This window comes from candidate division KSB1 bacterium, assembly GCA_034506255.1.
GTDB lineage: Bacteria > Zhuqueibacterota > Zhuqueibacteria > Zhuqueibacterales > Zhuqueibacteraceae > Coneutiohabitans > Coneutiohabitans thermophilus.
Map to the genome: position 1 here is coordinate 350,079 of JAPDPX010000006.1, position 13,504 is coordinate 363,582.

Sequence of the window (13,504 nt, forward strand, 5' to 3'; positions counted from 1 at the left end):
CCAGCCGTTAGTGAATGAGCACAAATTTGAGCAACCGCACGTCACCACCCTCGAGGCCGCGGGGCTGCTGGGTGAGGCGAACATGCACCCTGGCGAAATAAGTTCCGCTTGCCGCCAGCGTGCCGTTCGCGGTTCGCCGGTTCCACCAGCCGTCGGCGATTACGGCATTATCGGCGGCAGTGATGCTGTTTCTGCCGTTCAGCGAGATCTGCGAGCCGGGAATCACCGCCACCAAATCACCCGCCAGGTTGTAAACCTCGATGCGCTGTATGGTCAGGGTGCCGGTGCGGACGCGCGCGCGCAGCCGAAGCTGGCTGTGCCGGCCGGCTTGAAAGGGATTGGGCGCAATATCCAGGGCAAACGCCTCACTCAACTGATCGACCGGCGGCGTCCCGCTGCGCACCGCTATGGTGTCGGCGGTGACGTCCCCGGCCACGGCGTCGGTGTACCGTGCGATGATGTCATCGCCACCGGCGGCGCGCAGGCGGAAATCGCGTGCGCCGGTGGGCACACCGGCCACTTGCAGGGGCTGGCGGGTGCGAAATTCACCGGCATCCACCGCGGTTTCAAAGAGCAGCACCAGCTCCTGCTCGCCATTCTGCTTGTTCACGAAGACCAGCGCCTGAATGGAATCGATGGCCGTCGGAGAGAGATTTTGATCGGTTTCGCCGGTCACCCGCAGGTAGAACAAGCCGCCGACGTCGATCGAGTCGATGCGGGCGCCATCGATGTTTTCGATGCGAATCTGGCCGAAGGAACGCTGAATCACGCGCGCAGAGTCCCGGCTGACATCGGTGTTGTCGTCGGGATCCACATAGCGCACGATCAGGACGTCACGGTCCTTCACCTCCAGCGTGTCATTGTTGCGGCGCGAGGCATTGAAGGCCACCGGCAGGCCGCCGCGAAATTCCGCAAAATTGCGCGGGTTCACGCGCAGCACCACGCGCGCCGAATCCTCGCTGAGCGTGCTGAACACCTGCACCGCCACGGTGTCGCGTGCCCCCGACGCGGGTGCCAGCGTGGGATCCTGCACGGAAATAAAAATGCTGTCGCTCGGCGCGTTGGCAAATTTGTACAGCTCCACCGGTGCGAATTTCGCATCCGTGAAGCGCGTGATCGAGGGGCCCCTGGCCATCACGGCATATACCAGCCGCCAGCTCTCCAGCACCGGCGTATTTGCCATCACAAAAGGCGAGGAGGTGCGCAGCGTGGCGCGCAGCCGCAGTTGCTGCCTGCCGCGCAAACCCGGCACCCGCGCCGACAGGCTCGCAATCGGTTCCTCGGCATCCGTGAAGGATGCCAACACCGCATTGTTTTGCGCGTTGATCAACTCGACGGTGATGCCCTGCCCCTGATGCGGAAACGCCAGCACCCGCCAATCGGTGATGACTTTGTCCGCCGAGTCTTTGATGACTTTGGAGAGCAGCACGCCGGGCGTTTCATAACGGATGAAATGCGCAGTGGCACCAATCCTGGTCAACAGCGGAGTGCGCAGCGGGCTGGTGGTTTCGAGCCGCACCAGAAACTGGAAGAGGCTGTCACCGTTCTGTTCATGAATCGGGTTGATGGCGGAGCGGCGGTTGTCATAGTAGTCTGTCTGGCTGGTGGGGCCAAAAAAGGGCCGGGTGAGAAGATCGCTGCGGCTGTTGGAGGAACGCATCTTCAAGCGCAGGCGCGTGCCTTCGCGCCCGGCGGTTCCCAAATCCTCGCCCTCCCAAAACAGGGAGTCAAAATCGACGGAACGGCCAAAGGAAAAAATTTGTGAGATGACCGAGTCCGTGGTGACATAGGCCAGCCGGCGCGGCACCACGTCGGTGCCGTTGCTGCGATATGCCGCCAGCGTGCGGTTGTTGGCGATGCGATCGGCGTCGGTCAGGCTGCGCAATGGGCTTTCAAAACGGAAAGCGATGCCGCCGGTGCGGGTGACCTCGATCAGGCGGTCGTTGCCCGCGTCACAAATGAGCACATTGCCGTTGTCCAGAAGATCGGCATCGTTCGGCCGGGTCAGTCCGGCCAACGAGCTCACCGGGCTGCCGGTGCCGAATTGAAAAACGCGGGTCAGCGTGCTGCCGGTGCGCCGCACCAGCACGACGCGATGATTGCCCTGATCGGTGACGAGATACAGGCTGGGATCATTGCGATCGACTTCGATATCCACCGGTGTGCGAAAGCTCTCGCCACTCAAAACCGTCACGCCGGCGTCGCCCGGCACGGTCAGATCGACCGCGAGCAAACGGTCATTGCCGGTATCGCAAATGATGACTTGATTGAGATTGCCGGGAACCGCCACGGCGTCCGAGGGCCGCAGCAGCTTCAGCGCCTGACTGGTGGCGTTGTATTCCCATACGAGGGTGGGGCCGCCCTCCAGATCATATTTCACCACGTGCCCGGCGCCGTCGGCGTCATCACTGCCGGTGACGATGACCTTCGAGCGGCCGCCCTCCACGAAGGCATGGGCATCCGCCGGCGTGAATGTCAGATCGATCTGCAGGCCGACATCGCCGGCACCCGGGCTGCTCTCATTGCTGTTGTAGGTGAAGACCGATTTCGTCCCCGCGTCGGTGACCAGATAGAAATTGGGATTGGCGGGATAGACGTCGATATCCACCACGGTTTTGACCGCCTTCCTGCCAATATAACCGGCTTCGATGCCGCGGAGAAACATCCGGAAATCCGAGCCGGTGCTGAGGGTGGAATCGATGGTGAGCAGGGAAACCTGGCCGGTGTCGGCCCCTGAAATCCCGGTGGGGCGCAACACCAGGTTGCTGGTCGCCTCGATGCGATCGCGATTGCGAAAGTCATCGCGCCATTCGCGCTCCTGCTGCTGCGCGAAACCGGCGCCCGCCAGGCAGGAAAGCCATGCCAGAAGAACGAGGCAACTCCTCATGCCCTGGCTTTGCGGCGACGCAAAGCATGATGAATCAGATCCCTTTTGCATGCGCGGATCATCCTCTTAAATGATTCGAATATGAATGGCTTTCAAACTGGAGCAGTCTGTTTTGAGATTCCCTTCACCCAAAACTGCAAGCGGAGACGGAGTGGCGGCTTTCTGCCTGCTCACCCGGAGGCGAGAGCACATAGCGGGATGACCTTGATCAGCGCTGTTGGCGTCATGCGGCTGATCATGCCAGACACTGGAACGCTGCACGAACTGGTGGCGGGACTATTTTTTGTGCAGTCAACTGGCACCAGTATAATGTTTTTTTGGCGAATGTCAACTGTTTTCTTGCCACTGCCCCATGGCCAGGAGCTGCAGGGCCACTTGCTTGCCGTGCTCTCCCACCTCCAGCATCGGACCGACGCAGCTCGGACAACCGTCTTCACAGCCGCACTGGCTCACCAGCTCGCGCGCTGCCGCCAGCAACTCTGCGTGCATGCCGAACAGGCGTTTACTGAAGCCCACGCCACCGGGGTGATTGTCATAAATGAAAATCGTCGGGCGCTGGGTGAGCAGGGCACGCGCCATCGGCACGGCGCGAATATCTCGGCTGTCGCACAGCAGAAACACCGCCGCGACGCCATGCAACGCATGCGCCGCGGCCTTCAGCCCGTCACCCAAAGTCGACTCCGCAAGCCCCAGGCGCTGCGCCATCTCCGCCGGCAATTCCCACCAATACGCCGTGGTGTGCATGCTGATCTCCGGCAATTCCACCGGGCCATAGCCAATGTTCTCGTGCGATCCAAACTTGAGCTTCTTGAATTTCGTCGTCTGGCAGTTGACGTTCACTTCGCCGTGCGCGATCTTCATGGCCCCGCCGTCCGCCGGTGCGCCGGCAGCCGTTCTCTCCTCGAACACTTCCAGCACATGAATGCTGGTATCGGTGTGGGCGTCGGTGTAGTAATCCACCGCCACCTGGCGAACATAGGCCTTGCGGCGCTCCCAATCCAGCTTGTCCACGTGATACTGCCGGCCCTCGTGAATGTAGATGGCGTCGTCATGCAGCATGACCGGCGCATCGAGCAGGTTCACCTCGCCGATGACACGCTCGTTGTCGGTGGTGTCGATGATGATGACATTCTCCGGTGCCGCACTGCGCAGACTCACCGCCTCGGCGGGATAGGCGTCGGTCATCCAATGCCAGCGGCCCGCGCTGTGATGCAGCACCTTGTTCTCCTCGAGATACTCCAAAATCTCGGGCGTGGCATCGACGACGTTCCGGCCATGGCCGAACTTCTCGCCGTCTTGAAAGGGCAGTTCGAAGGCGGCGCATTTGAGATGGCTCATCAGGATGACGAGATTGTTGGGGTCGACGATGCCGGCCTCGGGCGGGCGTTCGAAGAAATAAGCGGGATGGTTGATCATGTATTGATCGAGCGGGCTGCTGGAGGCGATCATGATTGCGACCGCGGACTCGGAACGCCGGCCGGCGCGGCCCGCCTGCTGCCAGGCGCTCGCAATGCTGCCGGGATAACCCACCATCACGCAGGCCGTAAGCTGGCCGATATCAATGCCAAGCTCCAGCGCGTTGGTGGACACCACTCCCAGCACCTCCCCGCTGCGCAGACCGGCCTCGATGGCGCGGCGCTCGGTGGGCAGATAACCGCCGCGATACCCCCGAATCAGCCGCGCCGGGCGCTGTTGCGCCGTCATCGCCTGCTTGAGATAGGTCACCAAAATTTCCACGCGCAAGCGGCTGCGCGCGAACACGATGGTCTGAATGTTGTTGGCGAGAAACCGCATCGCCAGGCTGCGCGCTTCCTTCACCGACGAACGCCGGATGCCCAGCTCGCGATTGACCACCGGCGGGTTGTAGAGGATGAAATGCTTCTCCCCGCGCGGCGCGCCGTTGTTGTCCACCACTTCCACTTCCTGGGAGATGATTTGCTCGGCCAGCTCTTTGGGATTGGCGATGGTGGCTGAGCAGCAAATGAACTGCGGCCGCGCGCCGTAAAAGTCCGCAATCCGCCGCAGCCGCCGGATCACATTGGCGAGATGACTGCCGAAAACCCCGCGATAGTGGTGCAGCTCATCGATGACGACATAACGCAAATTCTCGAACAGCTTGATCCATTTGGTGTGATGCGGCAGGATGCCCTGATGCAACATGTCGGGATTGGTGACCACAATATGGCCGGAGCTGCGGATCGCCTGGCGCGCCGACTGCGGGGTGTCGCCGTCGAACGTGTAAGTCTTAAGGTCGAAACTGATCTGATCACCGAGCCGGGTGACAAGGTCATGCAGCTCGGCGACCTGATCTTGCGACAGGGCTTTGGTGGGAAAAAGATAAAGCGCGCGCGCCTGCGGGTCATTGAGCACGCGATGCAACACCGGAATGTTGTAACACAACGTCTTGCCGGAGGCGGTGGGCGTCACCACCACCACATTTTTGCCCGCGGCGACCCTGGCAATTGCCTCGGCTTGATGGCTGTACAATCGCGTGATGCCGTGGCGTCGCAGTGCCTCGGCCAGAGCCGGAGGCAGCGCAGCCGGCAAATCGGCCCATTGCGCCGGCCGCGGTGGCAGCGTGCGCCAATGGGTGACGTTGCGCATGAAGTCCGGCTCGGCGCGCAACTGATCGAGAACTTGCAGGAGGTTCATTGGAATTGCCGGATGCTTCAGACTCGTTGTACTCGGATTGGAATGTCAGGCCGCTCCTCCGGCGCTGTTTCTGCTAAACGCCGGGTTCCCTGAAAAATTTCAGGCGCGCGGCACCTCCCCACCGCCGGCGCGTGCAGCCCGCCCCAATGCCGGCCATCAGTCCCGCAACACCGGCGCGACTGATGGCGGGATCCGTCATGGCTTCTCACTGCGCCTGCGCGCGCAAAACCTCGCTCAAACGATCGGGATAATTCGTGATGATCGCCTCGACGCCCAAAGCGATCAGCCGCGTCATAAGGGCCTTGTCGTTGACTGTCCACACGTGCACCGCCTTGCCGGCAGTGCGGGCCTTGCGCATGAACTCCTCATTCACCAGGCTGTAATGCGCACTCAAAACCTCAACCGGCGCGGTGAAAACCGTTTCGTGCAATTCGCGCGGCCCGAAAATGTAGCCCACCCGCAGCTCGGGCGCAAGCTGCTTGATTTCGTCCGCCACCGCATGGCCGAAGGAGGTGATGAGACCATCCTGCACAAAATTTTCACGCCGGATCGTGTCCACCACCAATTGCGCGATGTTGCGTTCGTGGCCGTGCAATTTCACTTCAATATTCAGCTTGATTTTGCCGCGCACAAGCGCTATCGTCTGGGCCAGCGTCGGCAGCGGCTCGCCGGCAAACGCGGCACTGAACCAGCGGCCGGCATCGAGCGTCTGCAATTCCGCTGCGCGCTTTTGCCAGAGCAGACCGCTGCCGTTGGTGGTGCGGCGGAGCGAATCGTCATGCAGCAGGACAAGCTGGTCATCGGCAGTTTGCTGCACGTCGATTTCCACCATCTGTGCCCCCATCGCCATCGCCAGACGAATCGCGGCCAGGGTGTTTTCCGGCGCGTGTCCGGAGGCCCCGCGATGGCCGCAGTTGATCACGCTTTGTGGAGTGATTGACATTTCCTTTTCCTGTGCCTGAAGGGTGACGGCCAGACCCGTAAGAATCGCCCACACCGCAGAAAGTGACGCAAGATGGCCGGCAGCCACGGACAGCAGATTCATGCGGAGCATGGCTGGTCTCCCCATCATTGTGTTTTCATCCGGCAATTCCCCACGAAGATGTCAAAGCGACTGCTGCAATCCGCCGCCCGCCTGTGCTTCGACCGCCGAATTATGACCTGGCCGTATACGCTTTTCCTTTCGGCGGGCTGTCATCTCACCGGCTTGCTGTTGCTCTCGTTGCTGCTGCGGCTGATGGGCCGGCCGGAAATGCCATTCCAGCCACTGCATTTCGAATTGATCTCGCTTTCCGGCGAGACGGAAGATGCCGCCGCGCGGCAACCGGCGGCCGAGGTGCCACGCCGTTCCCGGCAGGAAGGAAAAACTGCGCGTCCGCGGTTTTCACCACCGGCAGCGCCGATGCCGTCGACGACGGCCGACAATCTACTTCAAAACGCGGACGTCCACAACAATTTTGTTACACTGCCGCCACTGCCCGGAAGAATCAAATATGCCGGAACCCCATTGCCCGGCCCCCTGCCCGCGCCCACTCCCGCTTCCCTGCCCCTGCCCGCGACCGAGCGCCATGCCCTCGCAAAAGCCGTATTGCGCTTGACCGCCAAATTCCCGCGCCGGGATTCCACCTACCTTGTCACTGCAGCAGGCCGCACCTACACCATGCGATGGCGCCAGCAGCCGGCGCAACATGCAATGGCGTTGGATGAAATACAGGTGGAGATTTCCCGCATAGAGCACGGCACAACGCTCACCACCGGCCTGCGCCTGCGCCGGCTGGCCTTCTCCCATTTTGCGCAATTCGTCGATTACTGGAATCCCGCCGTGGCGCTGCATGATGACGAGCTGGTGGGCCGCTTTCATTCCAACTCTTCCATCATCGTGAGTCGCAGCGGCCGTGCGCAACCCCGCTTTCGCGGCAAAGTCACCACCTCGGCTTTCGACATCAAGTCCGGCGATCCGCATGCTTTGCTCGACAAGGCCGCGGTTTTTCCGGCGGGCCTGGAGACCGGCGTCCCGCCTTTGCGTGTGCCCAAAAACGTGAGCCCGCCCGCCCTGCTGCCCGACAGTCTGGTGCAGCGTTTTGATCACGAAGTCTGGATCACCTTCGAACAGGGGGGAACTTTCTCCTGGCGCGACAGCGATCCCGCACACGCACCACAAACACGCCGCCTGCCGCGCGCCCTGTTTCTCATTTGCGGTGAGGGCAAAGCCTCGCTGCACTTGCAGGGTGTGGTGCAGGGCGTCGTCCTGGTTTGTGCTCAAAACAAAATCATCATCTCAGGCAACCTGGTGTATGCCACGCCGCGGGCAGAATTGTGGCGATCGGATGATTATCTCGGGTTGCTGAGTGACGGCGATATTGAAATCGCACCGCCGCACGTCACCGGGCCTGGCGATCTCGCCATCCATGCCGCCCTGTTCGCAAAAAGTGCCTTTCGTGTGCGGGACTATCATCGCGGCGACGGCAGCGCCACCCTCTATTTGTTCGGCAGCCTGAGCGCCGGCACGCTCTCCGCCACGGAGCCGCGCTATGCCACCCGCATCGAATTCGACCCCCGCTTTGAAACCCGCCGGCCGCCCCATTTCCCCATGACCGACCGCTATGAAATCGCGCAATGGGATGAGCGCTGGCGTTTCTCCGACGAGCCGGTGCCTTCGGAATGACAACCTGCCTGCGCTTCAACTGGCGCAGCCTGGTTGTACAGCAGACACCACCGGCCACGCATTCCCCCAAAGAAAAGCGCCACTAAAAAAAACAGGCACCCCGTGGTGCACGGGGTACCTGCCTCTCAGCACGGTGACCCAAGCCGGCGAGTAACCACCCGCCGGTTGTGGTTGGTTTCAGCCCGCGCCGGCGCTGTCTTCAGTAAGACACGCGCAAGCCGAGCTGCATCTGGCGCGGAGCGTAGGCACCGGTCGGCTTGCCGAAGCTCAAAAGAGGATTGCCGGCAGCGTCGTACTTGCGGCCGGAATAGCCGGAGGCATTGAACCAGTTGAAGACATTGAAGGCCTCGAAAATCAATTCGGCCTGTGCCGGCGGCAGAATGAAGGATTTCGAGATGCGGAGATCAACCACCTTGTACCAGGTGCGAAAAGTCGACGCCGGCAACTGGTTTCTCGCGCCGTTCGGCCAATCGTCGCTGAACAAGTTGTTCTTGTTCAAATCCCGGCCGTCAGTGACATCAAACGGCCGCGGGCTGGCAACGGTGGCCAGGGTGCCGAGATTGAAACCAAAGGGCAAATTGAAACTGCCGGCCAGCACCAGGCGATGCCGCTCATCCGCATTGCTGCGTTGCATGCGGTAGCTGTTGATGTCAGTGTAACGCTGATCCGGCGAACCGTCGAGACTGGACTCGGCCCACGACAGGGTGTAGGAGGCCGACAGCCGGGCTTTGGCAGTGCGATAGGCCAGATTGGTGAGGAAGCCGTGGAAGTGCGCCCGTGCGATGCTGCCCCACAAAATGACATCGCCAAAACGGCTGGAGATCACGCGCCGATTGAGGGCGGGGCTGAAATAGTTGGCGTTGAGGGAGGCATACAAACCACTGGCGCGCTGGTTGATGTAATCGATGTTGAGCGCCAGCCGGTCGGTGAGTTGACGCCCGAGGCCAAGCGAGAACTGGTTGATCTGCGGGGTGGACATCTTGTTGGCCAGCAGATTCATCGTGGGCGCCGAACTGCCGCCGCCCGAGGCCACCCGTTGCCGCAAGACCTCGGGATCCAGCGTGCCGGGATTGATGAACTGATACGTGCGCCAGAAAGCATCGCGTTTTTCAAAATAGGCGATGAAGTAGGCGGTGCGGTCGAAGGTGATGCCGTAGCCGCCGCGCAAAATCGTCCGCCCGTCGCCGCCCACGTCATAGTTGAAGGAGAAACGTGGCGCCAGGTTGTCGGTGTCGTTGCGGCGGTTGCCGGTGTTGATTGCGCCGGCCGGCAGGGCATTCACCAGCACCGTGCTGTCCGCCCACGGCAGGCGCTGCTTGTTGTTGAGCGTGTTGATCTCGACATCATAGCGCACGCCGAGATTCAGGGTCAGCCGCGGGGTGGGGTTCCACTGATCCTGCACATAAACACCCACCAGCGTACCCTTGTCATCGGTCTCGGCATCGCTGCCGTTGGGATCGAGCGGATGCAGCAAGCCGATGCCAATCGAGGCGGTGCGCGGCAGGGCACTGCTGTCGGTGGCGAAAGTGAATTCGGGATAGAGATAGCTGGGAAACCAGGGCGTCATGCTCACGCGCGTCACTTCGCCGCCGATCTTCAACAAATGCGGTCCCGCCAGATCGTCCACTTTGACGGAGAATTTGTTGATCAGGCGGTAATGATCCTCCGCCACCTTGATGGGGAAGGTGCCGCGGCCCAGGCGGACGCTGGGATAGACGTAGGCCGGTCCGGTGTTGATGGTCGGCTCATGATGCCGCCAGCGCAGATACTGCACGCTCAGTTCGTTGAAGGCATTGTTGGAGGCCAGCCAGGTGTGTTTCAGCATCACGCTGTTGATATGGTACTTGCCGAAAATGCCGGCAGGCTCGGCAGCGGTGCCGCCGAAGAAGGTTTTGCTCTCGAGGTAGCGCGAGGACCAGATGAGATCGAGCGAGTGCGTGCTCACCGGCTGATAAGTCAGGCGTGCCACGCCGGTGTGATTTTTGTTGGGTGCGGAGAAAGTGCCGCGGTAGCGATCCCAAATGCCGGGGTTGAAGGCCGGCCGGCCCGGCACGACGTCGATGAAGTCGTTGGTGTTGTGCAGCTCATAGGAGCCGGCGAAGAACAGCTTGTCCTGCATGAGCGGCCCGCTGAAGTTGAGGCCGACCTGCTGGCGGTTGAAATCCGGCTTTTTCTGCTCGAACGGGCCGCGGGCGTTGAGCTCGCGATCGCGGAAAAACGAGAAGGCCTCGGCATGAAACTCATTGGTGCCGCGCCGGGTCAGGGCATTGATCACCCATGAGCCGCCGCGCGTGAATTCCGTGTCGAAGGGGGTGAGAATCACGCGGAACTCCTCGATTGCCTCCTGCGGCAGCGGCGAGCCGGTTTGCGGGATGCCCACGATGTTGCCGTTGAACATGCTCTTCCACTCGGCGCCATCGACATAGAAGTTGATGAAGCGCAGGTCGGGCAACGAGCCGGAGGAGGGCAGCGACCGTCCGGCGGTCGGCGCATAGGTACGAATGCCGGGCGCCAGTCCCGCCAGATTCAATGCGCTGCGTGAATTCAGCGGCAGGTTGACGATTTGATCCCGCACCACCGGGGTCGAGACATCGACGCGGGTCAATTCGAATTCCGCCACCCGCTGTCCAATCACCTGCACCTCACCCAATTGCACGGCGTCCGAGACCAAAACAAAATCGAGCACCGGCCGCTGTCCGGTGAGAAAGCGGACATTTTCGCGCGTGGCGGTTTTGTAACCAATATGCTGGGCCTGCACCGTGTAGCTGCCCGGCGGAATGCCCAAAATCCGGTATCGTCCCTCCGCATCCGAACTGGCACCGCGCACCAAACCGGTTGCCGCATTTTTCACCATGATGGCCGTTCCCGGCACAGCATTGTTTTCATTGTCCACCACTTTCCCCTCCAGGCTCACCGTGGTGACCTGCGCCACCACCGGAGCCAGCAACCCAATCACCATCAAAAAAGCCACCCCGAAATGGCAACTTCGTTTCATAAGGCACCTCGCGATAAAATTCATATACTCTCGCCCGTCACATGCAAAACAGGGTGGATTGAAAAATGAGACGGGACCATGCGCGACAAGCGTGGTACTTCACGGCATGACATCTCGGCAGACAAGGAAGGAGGCGCGCGCCGGAGGGGCACGGACAGGGAGGATCGCAGCACCGCATTCGCCTAGCGCGGGACAATCAGCTTGTGCTGGCATGCGTTTCAAATCTGCAGGACTGGTCATGGCTGCGGTGGCGCTCCGCCCGCCGGCCTCGGCGTGACCGCGGCATGCGCCACCATGATCAACTCATGGTCATCCTGAGGGGGAGAAAAAATATTCCTGTGAAGTGAACCGGGGTTTGCTGGAAGATGGTCACATCGCCCGCGCCCGCATCCGGCGTGCTGTTGGGCAGCGCACCAAACCGGCTGACAGGCGCCGGCAGAGGGCAATCGCGTTTACGATCAGACAAGTGGATTGGAATGCTGCCTGTATTATAACAGGCGACGGGGATTTGTCAAGAAGTTTTTTTCCGAGAGAGGGGCGGCATGAGGGCCGTCCCGGGTTGCACCAGCCACGCGCACACCGCCGGCATTCAGAAATAAGTCGCCAGGCCGAATTGGATGTTGGCGGCATGCGAGAGATTGTTGAAGCGATCACGGCTCCACTGCCGCCAGCAGCTCAGGCGGATGACGGTGTCGGCCGTCGGGCGAAAGGCCAGACCGGCCGTGACCCGCGTGATGCTGTCGCCGATATTTTGCCCGGTTTTGTCGAAGGTGCCGTGATTGAGATCGAGATAGTCGCAGCGGCCAAAGGCAATCAAACCCGCCTCCGGCATGTTGAGCATGCGCCGCTGCAGCAGCGTGTAGTTGCCCTCCACATAAAAGCCACGCTGCCATTCCGCCAGCAAATCATCATCGGCATGATCCTGCGGCAGCTCGATTTGCGCCAGCGCCGCCTCGCCCCGCAGCAGCAGGCGCCGTTTGCGAAACTCCGCATCCACCGCGAGCAGGCGCAAACTGCGCGGCGCATCCACCCGCACACCTTCGCGCTGCCAGGTGTTGTACCGCCCGGTGTAGAGCGAGACGCCGAACTCGCCACCGAAGCGCGGATTGTATGCCAGCCGGCCGCTGAGTGCGGGCGAGCCGTTGTTGTCTTCCGCGAAAGCCGCGCCCGTCTTGCCGAGGGGAATGCGCGTGCCCTCCCCGCTGCCCAGCACCACGCCCTCGCCCAGACCGTTCACCGCATAGAGTTCGTAGGTGAAGCGATCATAGGCCGCCAGATAGAAGGCGCCGAAGAATCCCACGCCGACTTCCGACAAGGTTGCAGGAATGATCTCGGTGGAAACCAGCGGCCGGTCGATGACATTGTAGCGCGGGCTGTCGTGGGTGATATTGAAGCGTCCGATCGGCGACAGCAAAATGCCGGCGCGCAAATTCACCGGAGTGGCGAACAGGACATCGACGAGTGCGGTTTCCAGCGCGATCTCCTCGGTGCCGTGCTCGAACTCCAGCTCGGCGGTGAGCTTGACCTGCGCGGAGACGGCGGAATACAGGAACACATTGAAGCGCCGCTGCTCCAGCGAGAAGCCTTCACTGATGCCGTCCACGCGGCGGTAGTTCGAGTTCATCTCGGCGTAGCCGCCCAGGGCAGTATTGCCGCCGAGCTTGAGGATGTAGGGGCGATCATAAATGCCGCCGCGCTGGAACGGTGTCGGCAGGCTGTCAGCGGCAGAGGTTTGCGCGCCGGCCACAAACGCCGCGAGCGCGCTGGGCAAGAAAACCAAAAACGAGATTGACGAAGGTCTCATGATTTCACCCGGATGGTTATGCTGTTCTGGTCTTCCGTCACTGGGAAACTCTGCAGCGCGCGGGACGCAGGTCCTTCGACGACTGCACCGGTGACATCATACTCCGAGCCGTGACAGGGGCACTGCAGGGCATTGGGCAACACGCGCACTTCACAACCGGCATGACTGCACACGGTGGAGAGTGCGAGCAGACGCTGGTCAGCCAGGCGGCGCACAACGATGGTCACGGGAAAGTTTGGCGGCCGCACCAGCAGCACGCCGCCGGGCGCAGCCAGCGCTGTGGCCGCCGCCTGGGGAATGGTGATGGCCTCCCCATGCCATTCTCCGTGCACTGCGGGCAGGCCGGCGGCACAGCCGGGCAGCCACTCCGCCGCCGCAGCCACCGCCAGCGTGCCGGCCAACTTTTGCAAAAACTCGCGTCGCGTTGACATGGTGAGAAGCCTCGCAGTTTGAAACAGCCTCGATCAACCCGGAGCACCAGCCCGTATCACAGCGATGCAG

At 61.6% G+C, this 13,504-nt stretch carries 7 protein-coding genes; 1 reads left to right on the forward strand and 6 read right to left on the reverse strand.

Features of this window, described 5'->3' with window-relative positions:
- Positions 1–7: 7 nt before the first annotated feature.
- The 3 genes from ONB52_14460 to ONB52_14470 form a co-directional block, all read right to left on the reverse strand.
- On the reverse strand, positions 8–2,887 hold the full coding sequence (locus tag ONB52_14460; protein ID MDZ7417337.1) for a hypothetical protein: 2,880 nt from the start codon (positions 2,885–2,887) through the stop codon (positions 8–10).
- Positions 2,888–3,214: 327 nt separating this feature from the next.
- Positions 3,215–5,539 (reverse strand): DEAD/DEAH box helicase, encoded by a 2,325-nt coding sequence (locus tag ONB52_14465; protein ID MDZ7417338.1) that lies wholly within the window; start codon positions 5,537–5,539, stop codon positions 3,215–3,217.
- Positions 5,540–5,744: 205 nt separating this feature from the next.
- Positions 5,745–6,593 carry a glycerophosphodiester phosphodiesterase family protein gene (locus ONB52_14470; protein ID MDZ7417339.1) on the reverse strand — a complete coding sequence of 283 codons (849 nt, stop codon included), beginning with the start codon at positions 6,591–6,593 and terminating at the stop codon, positions 5,745–5,747.
- Between the two features lie 48 nt (positions 6,594–6,641).
- Here ONB52_14470 and ONB52_14475 point away from each other — a divergent pair, with 48 nt between their 5' ends.
- Positions 6,642–8,204: a hypothetical protein gene (locus ONB52_14475; GenBank protein ID MDZ7417340.1), complete on the forward strand. Its 1,563-nt coding sequence runs from the start codon at positions 6,642–6,644 to the stop codon at positions 8,202–8,204.
- Positions 8,205–8,403: 199 nt separating this feature from the next.
- Here the strand turns inward: ONB52_14475 and ONB52_14480 are convergent, their stop codons facing one another.
- From ONB52_14480 to ONB52_14490, 3 genes are all read right to left on the reverse strand, one after another.
- Positions 8,404–11,199 carry a TonB-dependent receptor gene (locus ONB52_14480; GenBank protein MDZ7417341.1) on the reverse strand — a complete coding sequence of 932 codons (2,796 nt, stop codon included), beginning with the start codon at positions 11,197–11,199 and terminating at the stop codon, positions 8,404–8,406.
- 589 nt (positions 11,200–11,788) lie between these two features.
- Positions 11,789–13,003: a hypothetical protein gene (locus ONB52_14485; protein MDZ7417342.1), complete on the reverse strand. Its 1,215-nt coding sequence runs from the start codon at positions 13,001–13,003 to the stop codon at positions 11,789–11,791.
- On the reverse strand, positions 13,000–13,434 hold the full coding sequence (locus ONB52_14490) for a Rieske (2Fe-2S) protein (GenBank protein ID MDZ7417343.1): 435 nt from the start codon (positions 13,432–13,434) through the stop codon (positions 13,000–13,002). Before ONB52_14490 ends, ONB52_14485 begins: the two co-directional genes overlap by 4 nt.
- Between the last annotated feature and the right edge of the window lie 70 nt (positions 13,435–13,504).